This window comes from Gordonibacter sp. RACS_AR49 (genome assembly GCF_030418435.1).
GTDB lineage: Bacteria > Actinomycetota > Coriobacteriia > Coriobacteriales > Eggerthellaceae > Gordonibacter > Gordonibacter urolithinfaciens.
The window spans coordinates 67968-84261 of the sequence record NZ_JAIUDM010000007.1 but is presented as its reverse complement, the minus strand read 5'-3'; the positions used below and the strand labels follow the sequence as shown (position 1 = coordinate 84261).

The window sequence follows — 16294 nt, the reverse complement described above, 5'->3', positions numbered from 1 at the left end:
GACCGCAACAGGCAAGGAGCCTTCCATGACCGATCCCGAGCGCCAGAACTTCTGCGATCCGCCCGAGCCCGGCTCTGCCGGATCATCCGAGCCTGCCGGGCCGCCGCCCGCGCCCGCGCCCTACGAGCGGCCTCCGCTGCCGGCTTCCGCCGCAGAGCCCTACGCGCCCGCCGGCACGTGCCCGCCCGCGCAGCCGTACGGGCAGCCGAAGCAGCCTGCACAGCCCTACGGAGCGTACCCGCCACCGCCGCAGCAGCCCGCCGGCCAGCAGCCGCCGTACCCGCCCTACGGCGCCGGCCAGCAGCCGCCCTACCCACCGTACCCGGGGCAGCCTTACCCCGCGGCATCCCCCGGTCAACCGAAGCGCAAGGCATGGCCCTGGGTGCTCGCAGGGTGCCTGCTCGTCTTCGTGCTGGGTATCGGCGGGTGCGTGAGCTGCACGGCATGCGCCATCGTCTCCGAAGTGGCCGACGGCCGCTACGGCGGCTACCACAACAGCTACGGGTACGGGTCCGACGACGGTTACCGGTACGGCTACGGCGATTCCGACGGCTACGACGGCGCGGACGTCGACTTCAGCATCGACTACATCAAGGACATGCTCGACCTGTCGGACGGCCGGACCGTCGACGGCAAGCACACGCCGGGCGTCTACGAGGTGGGCGCCGGCAAGGACCTCGAGCCTGGGCTCTACTTCGTGGAGGGAGATCCCGCAGACGAGGCCGACTACGTGGTGTTCGGCCCCACCTCGGACGCGCGCTACGAGGTGGACTACGGCGTCACGTACTTCGGCAACTACTTCGTGGAGCTCGAGGAGGGCGCGGTGTTCGCCTGGGACGCTCCCGACGGCCTGCGCCTGTACCCCGCCTCCGACGCCGCCTTCGAGCCTGCCGCACCCTACCGCAGCGGGCTCTACCGCGTGGGCGAGGACATCCCCGCCGGCACCTACACCGTCACCATCGAGCCCGAGGCGGCAGCCGAGGCCGACAACGAGTGCGGGGCGTTCGTGATGAGGGACCTGGCCTTCGGCAGCGGCTCCATCACCGACGAGAAGTACGTGGTGCGCGGCGGCTCGCAAACCGTCACCGTGAAGGACGGCGACTGGCTGGAGCTCTACGCCGCCACCGCCGCCCCGGCACAGTAGCCCCCCTCCGCCTTCCAAGGCCCCGCGAGGGGCCTTCTCAGCGCCCGACCGGAACCCATGCGAAAGGACCCGCCCATGCTGCCCGACAACCCCACCCGCGACCAGATAGAGGCCGTGTTCGCCAACGACCGGTTCGCCACCCAGGCGGCCGGGTGCCGCGTCGTGGAGGGCGGGCGGGGCCGTGCGGTGTGCGAGATGGAGCTGGGCAACATCCACCGCAACGCTATGGGCAACGTCATGGGCGGCGCCATCTTCACGCTGGCGGACTTCGCGCTGGCCATCTCGTGCAATATCGGCGAGGAGCCCACCGTGTCCGTGGACTCGAACATCAGCTTCCTGCGCGCGACGAAGGGCGCGAAGCTCACCGCCACGTCCGTCTGCGACAAGCCGGGCCGTCACCTGGGCTTCTACACCGTGACCGTCAAAGACGACCTGGGCAAGGACGTCGCGAGGATGACCGCTACCTGCTACCGCTAGCGCCCGTGGCTGTCGGTTCCGCCTCCTCGGCAACACCGGGGCACGTCCGGGACGCAGGCCGAGGACGCTGCCAGCGCCCCGCTACTCGGCGGCGCACTGACTGTCCACAAGATCGATGATCTCCTGTTGGGAGTGGGCGCCGAGCTTCGCGTAGATGTGCTTCACATGCGTCTTGACCGTATTCGGCGAGATAACCAGCTCCTGGGCTATGAAGGGAGCGCTGCGGCCGCGTGCGAGCATTGCGAGGATCTCGGTCTCGCGGCCGGTGAGGCCGCCTTTGCGGGCCAGCGCCCCGCAGCTCCGCTCGATGGCGGCGCGCGTCCCGTCGCCGGGGAGAGCGGCCTCCGAGGCGGCCGCCAAGCTCCCGGTGCCCGGAGCGCCCACAGCCGGGGCCGGCCCGGGCGCCGAACCGGGCAGAGCTCCCTCGCCGCCTGAAAGCGCATCCTCGAAGCTGAAGCGCCGCAACCCCACCAGCGCGTAGGCCACGAGGGCGAACGCGAACCCCACGGCCACCACGTCGGGCACGAGCGGGCTCACTGCAGAGAACGAGGAGGCCACCGTCCCCAGCACCAGGCCGCCCAGCATGCCGAGGGCCACGGCCATCCGCCCGCCTGCCTGCAAGGCCAGCGCCTCGGCCGGGCGGCTGGCGGCGCGCGCCGCCAGCACGATCCACACGAGCATGGCGAAGCACTCCGATCCGGCCGCCAGCAGCGTGTTCGACACGTGGATCAAGGCCACGCGCTCGCCGCTGGACGCCTGCGCCACGAACGGCACCACCAAGAGCCCGGCCAGCACGAGCAGCAGCCCGAAGTGAAACACCACGTCCGTGCGGCTTTTCGAGAAACGCGACGCCACGATCACGGCCAGCATCGCGGCCGCTATCGCCACGAAGCTCACGCCGGCGCTCTCGCGCGAGCCGAACACGACGAAGGCGGTGTAGCCGCTCACCAGGCCAAGCGCGATCAGCACGGCGAACAGCACCGCCTTGGGCGGCCCGCCGGCCTTCGAGCAGGCCGGCGGGTAACCGTCCGATGCCGCGGGCCGGGCCGCCGCGCCGCCTCCCCCGTCAGCGAAGACGGCAAGTGCGGCACGCCCCGGGCGCACGGCGCAGGCAAACGCGGCAAGGAAGGTGAGCACGTAGAGCGCGAGCAGCGCCAAGCGGGCCGCGCGCAGCGACTCCACGAACGGCACCAAGGCCGATGCGGCCACGTACACGGCGGCGTACGCCGCCGGAATCGCCGCGAAGGCGGTCCGGGGCGAGAAATGCGCGAGCGCGAGCCCCGTCAAGACCACGAGCCACGCCGTGGCGAGCGATGCAAGCAACCACCCCGCGAGCGAGGCCGTCGTCGACTCGCCCCGGTACCCCGCCGCCACAAGCGCCGAGCCCGCGCAGAAGAGGGCGAGCGCAGCCCACGGCACCGACGGATGCCGCAGGGCGTTCGGCCTCCGGGCCGCGACTGCGAGCAGCGCGGCGTAGGCAAGGACGGCGGCGAGGGCTGCGGCGAAGCCGCCGTATGAAGGGTACGAGCCCGTAGAAGGCACCACGAACAGGTTGAGGACCAGCGCGTTCGTCGCAAGCGCGGCCAGCGCGATGCAGCACCGCAGCGGGAAACCGCCCGTCAACCCCTTCATCCCCGTATTCCCCTCTCCTGCTCGGGACATCGCCCGCCGCCTCGGCCCCCCCAAGGCGCCTTCCGCGCCCGGCCCCACCGCCAGGCGCGTCCGGACGGCCGCGCATCCGCGCCGCCCACGCACCTCCGGTACGTCAGGGGGCAGCATGCAGCCATGCCGCCATTATACGCAAAGGGCGCCCTGCACAGCCGGGCGTCTGCCAAGTCTATCGCCTTTCCCTGCTGTGGAAGGCGGGCAGCAGGCGCCCTCGGGCAACCGCCTTGGCTACCGGGGCCTCAACCCGACCCGTCAATACAGTCGAGGGCCGAACCGGAGAGGCAACGCGGAAGTCCGCACGGGAGCCCGCGCCGCCACGCGCACGCACCCGGCATCCCCGCTCCTACCTGCCGGCCCTGGCTCGCACGCCTCTTACGCGTAGCCGTAGGGCTTGCGCAGCCCCACGAGGAGGGCGGTCGTCAGCACGAGCGCGCAGGCCTCCGCCACGATGATGGCGCTCCACACGCCGTCTATGCCCCACACGATGGGCAGCAGCATGACCGTGAACGTCTCGAACACGAGCGTGCGCATGAAGCTGATGAGCGCCGACACCTTGCCGTTGTTGAGCGCCGTGAAGAACGCCGAGCCGTAGATGTTGAACCCGCACACGAGGAACGCCACCGCATAGATGCGGAACCCGTGCAGCGTCATGGCGGCAAGTTCGGCGTCGTAGCCCACGAACACGCCCACGAGCGGCGCAGCGAGCAGCTGCGAGGCGGCGAACATGGCCGCACCTGTGCCGCCCACCAGCAGCATGCTCTTCTTGAACAGGCCCTTGAGCTCCGGTTGGTTCTTTGCGCCGTAATGGTAGCTCACCACCGGCCCCGTGCCCATGGCGAAACCGAAGAACACCGCCGTGAAGATGAAGTTCACGTACATGATCACGCCGTAGGCCGCCACCCCGTCCGCGCCGGCTATCATCATGAGCTGGTAGTTGTACAGCATGCTCACCACCGACGCGGCCACCTCGGTCATGAGCTCGGACGAGCCGTTCACGCAGGTCTTGCCGAGCGCGCGGAAGTCCGCGAGCGGGCGGGTGAAGCGCAGGCGGCTCGTCTTGCTGCGGGCGAAGAACACAGCCGACACCGCCGCCGCCAAGAACTGGCCCGCCGCGGTGGCGAGCGCGGCGCCGACAATACCCCAGCCAAGCACCGCGATGAACATATAGTCCAGCACGATGTTCGTCACGCCGCCGGCCACCGTCACCGCGAGGCCCATCTGCGGCTTCTCGGCCGCAATGAAGAAGCTCAGAAACACGTTCTGCACGATGAACAGCGGCAGCGCCACCACGAGGATTCGCCCGTACACGAGGCCCTGCTCCATGAGCGAGCCCTGCGCGCCGAGCGCCGCGAGCACCGACTCGAGCACGACCGCGCCGACGGCGGCCAGAAGGATGCCGGACGCCACTGCGGCGAGCGCGATGAAGCTGAACAGGCGGTTCGCCCGCACGGCCTCACCTTCGCCCATGGTCTTCGCCACGAGTGCCGCGCCGCCCGTGCCCAGCATGAAGCCCACCGACCCCAGCCCCATGGCCAATGGGAACACCAGGTTCACGGCGGCGAGCGCCTCCTTGCCCGCGAAGTTCGATACGAACAGGCCGTCCACCACGCTGTAGATGGACGTGAATATCATCATGGCGATAGACGGCAGCGCGAAGCGCACGAGCCGGCCGTAAGTGAAGTGGTCCGACAGCTTGATGGCCACGCCGCTCACCTCCTCTCCGGATACGGTAGGGCGTCCACCAGCCCGCGCAGGTGCTCGAGGTAGACGCGCGACAGCCGCAGAAGCTCCTCGCACTCCCCAGGGGCCATGGCGGCGAAAGCGGCCTCTTCGGCCCTCGCCACCGGTCGTATGCGCTCGGTCACCAGAACGCGTCCCGCCTCGGTCAGATGGAGGTGGGTGCCGCGTCCGTGCTCCACGCGCAGCTCCACGTAACCTGCGCGCTCGAGCTTATGCACCGAGGTGTTCACCGTCTGCTTCGACAGGCCCGATGCGGTGCACACGTCCTTCTGGAGGCAGCCGTCGCCTAAGCCGTCGAGGGCGTACAGGATGTCGAACGCGCTGTCCGACAGCCCCATCCTCACGGCCACATTATGGTAGAGCTCGTTGCCGAGCCGGTAAAGGTTGTTGTATTCGCGGTTGGCGTGCGCCGTCCGTGCGTCCATGTCGGTTCGCCCTCCGTTGTTCGATTCGCAAGTCCGATTTCGTACCTGTGGTATTTAAGTCCGATATCGGATTCACGTCAACAGAGCTCACAGAACGCCCACGAGGTATCGGAGGGCGACCCGCCCGCAGCTCCCCTTTCCTTGGGGTTTTCGCACTCTCGGGCGCTATCGTTCCCTTCGGGCTCTTGTTCGCGCACAGCTCCCGTTCTCACGCAGGCCTCGCTCTTCTGCAGCGCATGTTCTCCTGCTCTCGTTCCCTTGGGATTCGCCCTCCCGCTCCGCACTCTCAAGCGCCCGCTCCTCCCCTCCCTGCGGTGCGTCGGCTTCGCTGCAGCGCCGGCCTCCTCCTCGCACGCCGAGCACCATGGACGAGATTCGAGCTTATGCACAGTATCGCGTAACCGCCACTATATTATTCTCAATTTCACATTAATTTGAAAAGGCATTATAAACAGTACCCAACCATTTCTTCGCCGTACAGGCTCGAAGGCCGGCAATAATCCAGCCACAAGGTGCAATCTTGTCCATGATCTCGTTGCTTGTATTAGACCTGCCCCTCCAGCCGTTCGAAGAACGCGCGGGCGTTGCCGAAGAACGCCTTGCCTGCCACAGCCTCGCCGAACCGGCTCGCGATGAGCGCATGCAGACCGCCTGCCTGGTCGCACGGGTCGAGCCAGCTGGGCACGTCGCAGCCGTCGTAGTCGCTGCCGAGCGCGAGCACGTCCTCGCCCGCCGCCTCGAGCACGCGGTCCACGTGGCGCAGCACGTCGTCGGGCGTGGGGTCGGCGTGCGTGTCGGACAGGAAGTCGCGGCAGAAGTTGAGTCCCGCGACGCCGCCCGCGTCGGCCAGCTCGCGCAGCTGCCAGTCGGCGAGGTTGCGCGGGTGCCCGCACACGGCGCGCGCGTTGGAGTGCGAGGCGGCGAAGGGCCGCGTCGCGGTCGCGCACACGTCCTTGAAGCCCGCGTCGTTCAGGTGCGACACGTCCACCGCGATGCCGCGCAGCTCCAGCTCGCGCACGCAGGAGCGGCCGAAGCCGGTGAGCCCGTCGGCCGTCTCGTTGCCGCTGCCGAGCGCGTTGCGCCCGTTCCACGTGAGCGTGACCATGCGCACGCCCGCCTCGGCGAGCGCGTCGAGGCGTCCTTCGGCGGCCGCGTCGTCCTCCAGGAATGACGCGCCCTCCACCGTGAAGAGCCCCGCCGTCTTGCCCGCCGCGAGGGCCGCATCCACGTCGGCCATGGAGCGAGCCCGCGCGAGCTTGTCGCCGCAGCGCTCCAGCTCGCGCTCCCATACGCGCCGCACGCGCTCGAACAGCGCCCAAGCCGCATCGCCGCGCGCCTCGTCGGGGACGAACGCCGCGAAGCACTGGCACCAGGCGTACCCAGCCGTGCGCTCGAGCGAGACGTGCGCGTCGTTGTCGGCGAGCGAGGACATGCGCGCCGCCGGGATGCGCGCGTCGTGCGCGGCGAACCCGCCCGGCACCGACGGGTCGCCGTGGAACGCCAGCCTATCGAGCGTGTCGCAGTGCAGGTCGAACACCCGCAGGCGTCCCTCGGCCGCCTCGCCCGGCGCCGCCTCGGGCAGCACGCCCTCCCGCAGCAGCGCCGCCTCCTCGGCCGACGCGTCCTCCAACGTCATGAACAGCCCCACGGCCGCCCTCCTCTCACGCGCCGCGCCCGATCGCGCCCAGCGCCTCTTCCAGCGGGACCACCCGCGCATAGCGGCCGTCCCAGATGCAGTCCTCGTAATACGCCGTCAGCTCCCCTCCCGGCGCGAACGCGGAGTCGAACGTCGTCACCGCGCCCCTCGGCACCGTCACGTCGAAGCCCAGCTCGAAGCCCACTTTGACCGACGCGTCGAAGCAGAACTCCGTCTGCATGCCGCACATCAGCAAACGGCGCAGGCCGCGGCGCTCGAGGTGCGCTTGCAGCCCCGTCCGACGAAACGCGCTGTTGAAATGCTTGTCGAACACGGGCTCGCCTTCCTGTGGCGCAAGCGGCGCGCAGATCCGCCAGCCGTCCGTGCCCGCCTCGAACTCGTCGCCGGGCCCACCGTCATGGCGCACGTGCAAGACCGGCACGCCGCTTTCGCGGCACGCGCCGACAAGCCTCGCGATCGCGTCCACCGTCTCATCCGCCCCGCAAGGTCGCCGCCCAACGAGGGCCTCCTGCATGTCGATCACGATCAAAGCGTCGAGCCCCATCGACACATCCTTTCCGTCCCGTGTAGGCACCCCGTCATTGTACCGCGGCGAACCTGACAAGGGGACAGGTACCTTGTCATAAATACGCTACTTATCGAAGCACATATTGAATCGCACCGCGACCGATCCCCGTTAAACGCTCTATCTGCCTTATCGACAAGCCAGCTTTGCTCATTCTTCTAATCGCATCGTCTCTGCGCTTCTTTTCGACCGTCTTTAAGTCAGCAGGTCTCGAATCAGCAAGATCCACCTCTTCGAGTATCCGCTGCACAAGGGCAAGCGCCTCTTCGTCGCGCATGGGCCTCGTCTTCCCCGCCGCGTCCGCGTCCAAGCAAACCGCATCATCATCTTTTACCTGATGGAAGCGCATGAACTCTTCAATGCCGCCAAAAATATCCAAGACGTAGTCCGTATCGCACAACACCAGTGAACGCTTGGAAGCGATGTATTCGCTGAAGCTACTCCAGCGATATTGAGCGCACGAAGCCAAACCGGCCTTCTCGGGATTCATGTGAATGTATCGCACCACTGTCTGAAAATAGGAATCGTCCGAAACAGGCTCGCTTTTGAACCTCTCTTGGAACAGATGCCCCGTGCGCCCATTCCGCACATTAAACGCCTGAGCATAGTTTCCGCACACCAATTTGAAGAACCGCGAAACATCTTCCATGGGAGCTCTCACAAGCACATGAACATGGTTTCCCATAAGGCACCACGCGTAGATCGTACAATTCGTCTCATGGGCTTTTTCCGATAGAAGCCGAAGAAAGAACGTGCGGTCGGAGTCGTTTTCGAAGATCAATTGACGTGCTGTACCCCTTGCCACCACATGGTACACATTGGATTCGCATTGTTTTCTCGGTGTACGCACCTCGACTCCCTTTCTATTTATGACAAGACACCTGTCCCTTTGTCACGAAGTTGGACAGATGCTCGAACAGGAGGCTCATGCCGGCCGTACCGGGCATGTGCCCGCTGCGCGGGGCCTCGGCGTAGCGCAGGTTGGGGTTGCCGCATTCCGTGACGAACGCGCGGATGGCGCGGGTGGACGTGACGATGTCCGTCTCGCCCTGCACGATGAGGTACGGCACGCGCATGTTCGCAAGCTCGTCGGAGAGGTCGACGGCGAAGATCTCCGCGAACAGGCGCTCACTGCGCGAGAAGTCGTTCGACACGGCCGCCACGAGGTCGCGCAGCGTGTAGTCGGGACTCTCCAGCAGGCCGCGCACGAAGGCGCCGACGGGCATCATGCCGCCGCCCTGCGCCTGGTAGCCCTCGGTGTACTTCCGCACCCAACCGGCTAGCCGCATGCCCGACTCGAGGTTGCGCGCGCCCGACCCTCTGATCGCCCGCAGCTCGACTTTGAGCTTCTCCGGCATCGCCGAGCGCTCGAGCGCCTCGAACACCTCGTCGTTGAAACCGAGCTGCTTGAGCACCTGCCCGTACGTCACCACGTGGTCGACGAGCTCCGGCTCGCGCGCGGCTGCGCGCGCCGCCAGGATGGAGCCCCAGGACACGCCGAGCAGGTTCACCTCGTTGCTGGGGAAGTCGCGCCGCACCGCGCGCACGAGGTCGAGCGTCATGTCCACGTAACGATCGATGCACGCGTCGTCGCCCAGCCGGCAGCGGTTCGCGCCGCACCCCAACTGGTCCCACGCTGCCAGCACGTAGCGGTCCGCGAGGTCCGGGAACATGCCGCGCGTGCCCACCGAGACGGGCAACGGCGAGCCGGGCCCGCCGTGCAGGAAGATCACCACGGGCGCGTCCGCGCGCCGGCCCTCCACCGTGACCTTCTGCTCCACACCGCCCAGTTCGTAGCGCGCAAGCCGCGACACCTCGCACGACTCGAGGTAGCGTCGGCGCTCCTTGCTCATAACGCCTCCCCTTCTGCGCCGTCCAGCGCGCTTCCTTCGACTTCTGTTTCCTGCATCATGACAAGGTACCTGTCCCCTTGTCATGTGGGGGAGGAATCGCCCTCGCAGGGCGCTTCTGCCTGCGGCTGCGGCTTCTCGCCCGTGACCAGGAAGATCATGGCTATCATGAGCACGAAGCCCGCCCAGTCGGCTCCCGAGAACGCGGTTCCCAGCCACAGGGCCGAGAACGCCGTGGCGCTCACCGGCTCGATGGCGCCGAGCAGGCTCCCCTTCACCGAGCCCACGATGGACACGCCGTGCAGGTACAGCGCGAACGCGGCGAACGTGCCCACGACGATGATCAGCCCGAACACAAGGAATCCCGCCGCGTCGAGCGTGGGCAGCGCGAGCCCCGCGCCACCCGCGACCCCGCCTGCCAGCCATACGAGCGCGGCCGCCACGCCGCCCACGAGCATGCCGATTCCCGTGACCGCGAAGCTGCCCCATTCGGCGAACAGCCTCTTCGGGTACATGATGTAGAACGCCACCGACAGCCCGTTCGCGATGCCCCACACCAGGCCCGGCAGCGGCAGCGAGAGCGCCGACGGGTCGCCCTGCGTGGCGATGAGCCAGGTAGCGAACATGGCCGCGACCAAGCCGACGAGCTCCTTCGCCCGCGGCAGCTTCCGCCCGACGACGCACGCGAACAGCATGACGAACGCTATCCCTGAGCACTGCAGCACCGTGGCCGTGCCCGCGTTCGTGTAGTCGATGACGATGGCGTACGTGATCTGGCAGAGGTACAGGCCCACCGCGCCGAACACCGCGAGGCGCCCGAGCGTGCGCCGGTCGGCCAGCATCGCGGCCAGCCGCTCGCGTTGGCGCACCGCGAGCACGACGAGGAACAGCAGGCCCGCCCCCAGCATGCGCACCGCCGTGACGAACGGGGGCGTTATGTCGTAGTTCGACAGCAAGAACTGCGCGCACGCCCCCGAGAAGCCCCAGAGCCCCGCGCCCACGAGCGCGCAGGCTATCCCCCGCCAGAACCGCCGCCGAAAGAAGGCCTCCCCCGCGCGCACGCCCGCGCCGGGGGCGGGCCCTGCCGTCTCGCCCCCGTTCATCGTTCGCCTCCTCATCCCGCCAGCTCCTTCAGGAACGCGAGCACCGGCGCGAGCAGGTTGTCGCCCTCGTCCAGCTTGAAGTAGCGCAGCGGCAGCTGCAGCTTGCGCTTGTCGGCCAAGTAGCGGCCGCCCGCACGGCGCAGCTTCGTCATCTGGTCGCGCGACACGTCGATGGGCTCCACCACCAGGCGGCCGCCCGTCACCGACACGGTGCGGATATGCCGCTCGTTCGCATAGGCCTTGATGCGCGCCTTCTCCAGCAGGTTCTTCGCGGCCTGCGGCATGTCGGGGCGCTTTCCAGCCAGGTCAGCGGCCACGTCCTCTACCGCCTGCCCGGTTGCGGCGCTTGCGATCTTGCGGTACCACAGCACCCGCTCGTCGGCGTCGGGCACGTAGTCCTCGGGCAGGTAGGTGTGCCCCGGCACGTTCACCGTGATGTCGGAGAGCGCGGGCGGCAGCTGGTCCATGGCCTTGAGGTCTCCTTCGCGCGTGGCGCTCACCGCTTGCGCGAGCATCTGCGCGAACAGGTCGAAGCCCACCGCGGACATGTTGCCCGACTGCTCGGCGCCCATGAGGCTGCCCGCTCCGCGTATCTCCAGGTCGCGCATCGCGATGCGCATGCCGCTGCCCAGGTCGGTGTGCTCATCCAGCGCGGTGAGGCGCGCCTGGGCCTCCTCGGTCAGGCTCACGTGCTCGGGGAACATGAAGTAGGCGTAGGCCTGCGTGGACGAGCGACCCACGCGGCCCTTCAGCTGGTACATCTGCGCCAGGCCGTAGCGCTGCGAGTCCTCGATGATAAGCGTGTTGGTGTGCGGGTTGTCGATGCCGCTCTCGATGATGGTGGTGGCCACGAGCACGTCCAGCTCGCCGGCGCTGAAGTCCTCCATCACGCGCTCGAGCTCCTCCTTCGACATCTGCCCGTGCGCCACGCCCACGCGCGCCTCGCCGGCGGCCGCCGCCACGCGACCCACGGCCTCCTCCATGGTGCGCACGCGGTTGGACACGTAGTACACCTGCCCGCCGCGCGCCAGCTCGCGGCGGATGGCAGCGCTCACGAGGTCGGGGTCCCACTCGCCCACGTGCACCTCGACGGGGCGGCGCTCGTCGGGCGGCGTGAGGATGAGGCTCATGTCGCGCACGCCCGACAGGCTCATCTGCATGGTGCGCGGTATGGGCGTGGCCGAGAGCGTGAGCACGTCGATGGACTCGCGCAGGTTCTTCAGCTGCTCCTTGTGGCCCACGCCGAAACGCTGCTCCTCGTCGATGATGACGAGCCCCAGGTCGTGCGGGTTCACGTCGCGCGAGAGCAGCCGGTGCGTGCCCACGAGAATGTCCACGTCGCCCTCTTGGAACCCGCGCAGCGCCTCGGCCTGCTGGGCCGGCGTGCGGAAGCGCGAGAGCACCTCCACGCGCACGCCGAAGGGCTCGCAGCGCTCCTTGAAGTTCGTGAAGTGCTGCTGCGCGAGGATGGTGGTGGGACAGAGCACCATGACCTGCTTGGAGTCCTGCGTGGCCTTGAACGCGGCGCGGATGGCCACCTCGGTCTTGCCGAAGCCCACGTCGCCGCACACGAGCCGGTCCATGGGCTTGGCGGACTGCATGTCGGCCTTCACGTCGGCGATGGCGGACAGCTGGTCGGGCGTCTCCTGGTAGGGGAACGCCTCCTCCATCTCGCGCTGGGCCGGCGTGTCGGGGCCGAAACGGTAGCCCTGAACGGTGGCGCGGCGGGTGTACACGTCCACCAAGTCGAACGCCAGCTTCTTCGTGGCGGCGCGCGCCTTCTTCATGGCACGCGACCAGTCGGCCGTGTTCAGCCGCGTGAGGCGGGGGCTCGCGCCCTCCGGCCCCACGTAGCGCGTGACGCGGTCGAGCTGCTCCACCGGCACGTAGAGCTTGTCTCCTTCGGCGTACTCCAGCAGCAGGTAGTCGCGCGCCGTGCCGTCCACGTCGCGGCGCACGAGCTCCTTGAAGTGCGCCACGCCGTGCGCCGCATGCACCACGTAGTCGCCCGGCTTGTAGGGGAACGTGATGTCCGTGACGTCGATGTGCCGGCTCGGGCGTGCCGCGGATGCCCCCTGCGTGTCCGACACGCTCACGAGCGCCAGCTTTGCCTTCGGGACGATCATGCCGAGCGGTATGTCCACGTCCACCACGTTCACCACGCCACGCCGCAGCCGGCGCTTGGCAGCGCCGGCGGTTTCCCCATCCCGCCGGTCGTTCGCAGGGTCGGCGAGGGTTTCCGCAGCGTAGGCAGCTCCGGCGTTCGGGAGAACGTCGGAATCCAACGTCTCCTGGATGGGCAGGCCCTGGTCCACGAAGGCCAGCTTCATGTCCTGGCGGGCGCGGAAGTTCGGAGCGCTGAACACCACCGTGTAGCCGCCGTCCACGAGCGTCCGCAAGCGGCCGTACAGCTTGTCGGGGTGTCCCGCCACCTCCACGCGCTTGACCGGCAGCTCGTCGTCTATCTGCCCGCCCACGCGCATGATGGACACGTACGTGGCCCGCTGGCCGTCGCCGAAGCTCACGCCGGCGGGCTCGGCGTAGAGGCCCTCGAGCGCGATGCCCGTCCCCTTCGACCGTCCCGCCAGGTCGTCGTAGGCATGCGTCATGTCGTCGAAGAGCGAGCGCGGCTCCACCAGCACCGAAAGGGCGCCGGGGCGCACGTAGTCGCCGAGCGTGGAGGTGGTTTTGTACAGGTAGGGCAAAAGCACGTCCGAGCCGCCCTCGCGCAGGCCGCCGTCCAGCCTCTCCAGCACGTCGCGCAGCGCGGCGTTCGTCTCGGCGGGCCGCTCGAGCTTCTGACGCGCGCGGGCGAGCGCGGCCCTCGAGGCCGCGAACTCCACGACGGGGTACACGTCGGCGCGGGGCAGCGCGGCGATGGTCTGCCCGGTGGTTGGCACGATGCGGCGGATCTCGTCCAGCTCGTCGCCGAAGAAGTCGAGCCTCACCGGGTACACCAGGTTGCCGGGGAACACGTCCAGGGTGCCGCCGCGCACGGCGAACGTGCCGGGGCCGTCCAGCTCTCCGGTGTTCTGGTAGCCGCGCTCCTCCAGGGCCCGCGCCACGTCCCCGAACTCGGCTATGCCCGCCGCCTTCGCGCCCTCCATGTCCGCCAGCTCGCGGCCGGCCTCGAACACGAGCGGCAGGTGCACGTTCGACCCCGCCGGCGGCAGCGCGCGCACGAGCGCACGGGCGCTCGCCACCACCACGGCCTCGCGGCCGGAGGCCAGCGCATGCACGGCCTCCATGCGGCGCGCTGCCTGGGCCGGATCGCCCGGCTTGCCGCCCCACGGGTAGTCGGCGCGCTCGGGGAAGCGCATGACGCGCTCGTCGCCCAGGTACGCCGCCACCTGCCGCGCGAACGCGATGGCCGCCTCCTCGCCCGCCACCACGACGAGCGTCGTCTGCGGCCGGTGCGCGAACCGCGCCGCCACGAGGAACGGGCGCGCCGACGAGGCCACGCCGAGCGTGCCGTCAAGCCCCTCGTCGAGCTTGCCCCAGAACGCGTCGAGGCAACCCGATTTCTCCAGGGTGAACGTCAATGAGTCGATGAGCATAGCGTGTCCTTTTCCGTATACAAGCAGCACGAAAAGCCGCGTGAAGGCGGCTTCGTGCACGTGGTTGCGCGGCGGGCCGCCCGCGCGGACGACCGGGGAGCAGTATACCGCGCCGCGGACGGCCGCCGCAGGGCCGAAACCGCCTCGTGAAGGATAAACCACAGGCGGCAAGCCGATGTACCGAAAGAACGGGGGATCCGGCCACGTTCCGGAGGTCCCTTCCGGATTCAAGGGCCCCCGGTCACCGTTTCGGCCGCTGTGAAGCGCTTCGGCGGCAAGAAGAAGCTCGGCGCGGTTAGCGACCTGCGCAAACGCGCAGAGGACAACAGATCCGCCGTCGAAATGGGGCTCCGAGCGCGCGAAAAGGCTTCACAGCGGTCGAAACGGTGACTTTCGGGACGCTTTTTGGCGTTGCATCGAGACGATGGAGGGTTCGACGCCTCGGGCCCCGTGCCACCGCGCTGCGCCCAGGACGACGCAGGCCCCGCCGCTACCGCACGCCGGCCGCCGCCACGACCTCTTCCCACGGCTGGAAGTCCGGATTGCCCCCGCCGGCCACGGCCTCCGCGCGGCCGTCCTCCACGAGCAGCATGCCGCCGTCGCCGATGGGGCGCATGCGGCTCGTGAGCGAGAACGTGTCGCACAGCCACAGCTCCTCGCCGCCGTCGGCGCGCGCCCAGCGAGACGCTGGCGGCATCCGCTCGCAGGCGGCGACCGGCGTGTGGCCCACGATCTGGCTGATGCCCGGATAGGCATCCTCCCACAGCTCCAAGCGGTCTGCCCACAGGGGCCCCGGCTCGTCCCAGCCGCCCCGACCCGTGCCGCATGACGAGAGGGCGCGCAGGTCGCTCCATGTGCCGCGCGCGAACAGGCCGTTCAACTGCGCCTTCGCCTCCTCCGCATCCGCGGGCGCCTCCAGATGCAGTCGCGCCCAGCCCGCCGTGAGGCCCGCGTGCGTGAGCAGGAAGCCGTCCACCGTCTCGGCCATCGTCGCGCCGAGGGCCCCGAGGAGTTCCGCGACGTCGTCCATGAGCAGGACGTGGGTGCCGGGCCCCTCCTCGCCCATCAGGTACTGGAAATCGTGGTTGCCCAGCAGCAGGTCGACCCGAACACCCGCCGCGTGCGTGTCCTCCACCCAGCCGGCGAACAGCTCGAGCGCCGCGAGCAGCTGCCGGCCCGTCGATCCCCACTCGTCGCAGTAGTCGCCCAGGAACACGACGCGGTCGGCGTCGCAACGCTCGATCGCCGCGTCGACCCGCGGCAGGATCAGCTCGTGCTTCAAATGCGTGTCGCCCACCACCAACGTCGCGCCCATGGACCTGCCTTTCCTCGCGACAACATGCCGTCGCCTCCCAGTATAGCGGCAACGCGTCCGCGAAGTTCGCTATACTGGCCAGTGCCACCACCGCAACGACCGAAGGAGATCCTATGCCGCGTGAGACCATGGCCGCCAAGCGGGAGCGCGCGCTCGAGGTGGCGCGCCGAATGAACGAGCACTATCCGGCCGCCGAGTGCGCGCTCGTGTACGGCGGAGACCCGTTCCGCCTGACCATCGCCGTGCTGCTGTCCGCGCAGACCACCGACAAGGGCGTGAACAAGGTCACTCCCAGGCTCTGGGAGCGCTACCCCACGCCGGCCGACCTCGCCTCCGCCGACGTGCGCGACGTGGAGGACATCATCCGCACCATAGGGTTCTACCATACGAAGGCGGCGAACGTCATCAAGTGCGCGCAGATGGTGGTGGCCGACTACGGCGGCGAGATACCCCGCGACATCGACGAGCTGCAGAAGCTGCCCGGCGTGGGCCGCAAGACGGCGAACGTCGTGCTCAACGAGGCGTTCGGCATCGTGGAGGGCATCGCGGTTGACACGCACGTGTTCCGCATCGCGCACCGGCTGAAGTTCGCCGGGCCCTCCGCCGACACGCCGGCCAAGACCGAGACGGCGCTGCTCAAGCTCTACCCGCGCGCGTGGTGGGGGCCCATCAACCACCAGTGGGTGCTGTTCGGCCGCCAGACGTGCATCGCGCGCAACCCGAAGTGCGGCGAGTGCTTCCTTTGCGACCTGTGCCCCAGCTGCGGCAAGGCGTAGGGCTCCCCCGATTCCCC

General features: G+C 68.7%; 13 protein-coding genes. 3 read left to right on the top strand and 10 right to left on the bottom strand.

Going from position 1 to position 16294, the window contains the following annotated elements; genetic code table 11:
• Window positions 1–25 precede the first annotated feature (25 nt).
• Together LB310_RS11655 and LB310_RS11650 are read left to right on the top strand one after the other, a co-directional pair.
• On the top strand, window positions 26–1144 hold the full coding sequence (locus LB310_RS11655; protein ID WP_278805774.1) for a hypothetical protein: 1119 nt from the start codon (window positions 26–28) through the stop codon (window positions 1142–1144).
• 75 nt (window positions 1145–1219) lie between these two features.
• Window positions 1220–1621: a PaaI family thioesterase gene (locus LB310_RS11650; RefSeq protein WP_278805773.1), complete on the top strand. Its 402-nt coding sequence runs from the start codon at window positions 1220–1222 to the stop codon at window positions 1619–1621.
• Between the two features lie 81 nt (window positions 1622–1702).
• Here LB310_RS11650 and LB310_RS11645 read toward each other — a convergent pair whose 3' ends face one another.
• The 10 genes from LB310_RS11645 to LB310_RS11600 all read right to left on the bottom strand — a co-directional run bounded on the left by LB310_RS11645 (window position 1703) and on the right by LB310_RS11600 (window position 15501).
• Window positions 1703–3253 carry a helix-turn-helix transcriptional regulator gene (locus LB310_RS11645; RefSeq protein WP_278805772.1) on the bottom strand — a complete coding sequence of 517 codons (1551 nt, stop codon included), beginning with the start codon at window positions 3251–3253 and terminating at the stop codon, window positions 1703–1705.
• A gap of 408 nt (window positions 3254–3661) precedes the next feature.
• Window positions 3662–4993 (bottom strand): MATE family efflux transporter, encoded by a 1332-nt coding sequence (locus LB310_RS11640; protein ID WP_278805771.1) that lies wholly within the window; start codon window positions 4991–4993, stop codon window positions 3662–3664.
• Window positions 4994–4998: 5 nt separating this feature from the next.
• The gene (locus LB310_RS11635) at window positions 4999–5454 is read right to left on the bottom strand and encodes a MarR family winged helix-turn-helix transcriptional regulator (protein ID WP_087190580.1); all 456 of its coding nucleotides are present in this window, start codon (window positions 5452–5454) and stop codon (window positions 4999–5001) included.
• 544 nt (window positions 5455–5998) lie between these two features.
• Entirely contained in the window at window positions 5999–7102 is a 1104-nt protein-coding gene (locus LB310_RS11630; RefSeq protein ID WP_162457385.1) for a membrane dipeptidase, read from the bottom strand.
• A gap of 13 nt (window positions 7103–7115) precedes the next feature.
• A complete protein-coding gene (locus LB310_RS11625) occupies window positions 7116–7655 on the bottom strand; it encodes a cysteine hydrolase family protein (RefSeq protein ID WP_087190578.1) in 540 nt (179 codons plus the stop codon).
• Window positions 7656–7746: 91 nt separating this feature from the next.
• On the bottom strand, window positions 7747–8481 hold the full coding sequence (locus tag LB310_RS11620; protein ID WP_239441052.1) for a transposase: 735 nt from the start codon (window positions 8479–8481) through the stop codon (window positions 7747–7749).
• A 58-nt stretch (window positions 8482–8539) separates the two neighbouring features.
• A complete protein-coding gene (locus tag LB310_RS11615; protein WP_162457386.1) occupies window positions 8540–9529 on the bottom strand; it encodes an alpha/beta hydrolase in 990 nt (329 codons plus the stop codon).
• Between the two features lie 80 nt (window positions 9530–9609).
• Window positions 9610–10644, bottom strand: a complete 1035-nt coding sequence (locus tag LB310_RS11610; RefSeq protein WP_278805770.1) for a DMT family transporter — start codon at window positions 10642–10644, stop codon at window positions 9610–9612.
• Entirely contained in the window at window positions 10641–14186 is a 3546-nt protein-coding gene (mfd, locus tag LB310_RS11605) for a transcription-repair coupling factor (protein WP_301155089.1), read from the bottom strand. The genes LB310_RS11610 and mfd overlap by 4 nt, the downstream gene beginning before the upstream one ends.
• A 490-nt stretch (window positions 14187–14676) precedes the next feature.
• On the bottom strand, window positions 14677–15501 hold the full coding sequence (locus tag LB310_RS11600; protein ID WP_123674675.1) for a metallophosphoesterase family protein: 825 nt from the start codon (window positions 15499–15501) through the stop codon (window positions 14677–14679).
• A 113-nt stretch (window positions 15502–15614) separates the two neighbouring features.
• On the opposite strand from LB310_RS11600, the gene nth reads away from it, so the two are divergent.
• On the top strand, window positions 15615–16277 hold the full coding sequence (gene nth / locus LB310_RS11595; protein ID WP_123674676.1) for an endonuclease III: 663 nt from the start codon (window positions 15615–15617) through the stop codon (window positions 16275–16277).
• Window positions 16278–16294 lie beyond the last annotated feature (17 nt).

What these genes read in the sequence shown, in the direction of transcription:
- LB310_RS11655 (WP_278805774.1), top strand. Translation starts at nt 26, where the DNA reads ATGACCGATCCCGAGCGCCAGAACTTCTGCGATCCGCCCGAGCCCGGC.
- LB310_RS11650 (WP_278805773.1), top strand. Translation starts at nt 1,220, where the DNA reads ATGCTGCCCGACAACCCCACCCGCGACCAGATAGAGGCCGTGTTCGCC.
- LB310_RS11645 (WP_278805772.1), bottom strand. Translation starts at nt 3,253, where the DNA reads ATGAAGGGGTTGACGGGCGGTTTCCCGCTGCGGTGCTGCATCGCGCTG.
- LB310_RS11635 (WP_087190580.1), bottom strand. Translation starts at nt 5,454, where the DNA reads ATGGACGCACGGACGGCGCACGCCAACCGCGAATACAACAACCTTTAC.
- LB310_RS11625 (WP_087190578.1), bottom strand. Translation starts at nt 7,655, where the DNA reads ATGGGGCTCGACGCTTTGATCGTGATCGACATGCAGGAGGCCCTCGTT.
- LB310_RS11615 (WP_162457386.1), bottom strand. Translation starts at nt 9,529, where the DNA reads ATGAGCAAGGAGCGCCGACGCTACCTCGAGTCGTGCGAGGTGTCGCGG.
- LB310_RS11610 (WP_278805770.1), bottom strand. Translation starts at nt 10,644, where the DNA reads ATGAGGAGGCGAACGATGAACGGGGGCGAGACGGCAGGGCCCGCCCCC.
- mfd (WP_301155089.1), bottom strand. Translation starts at nt 14,186, where the DNA reads ATGCTCATCGACTCATTGACGTTCACCCTGGAGAAATCGGGTTGCCTC.
- LB310_RS11600 (WP_123674675.1), bottom strand. Translation starts at nt 15,501, where the DNA reads ATGGGCGCGACGTTGGTGGTGGGCGACACGCATTTGAAGCACGAGCTG.
- nth (WP_123674676.1), top strand. Translation starts at nt 15,615, where the DNA reads ATGCCGCGTGAGACCATGGCCGCCAAGCGGGAGCGCGCGCTCGAGGTG.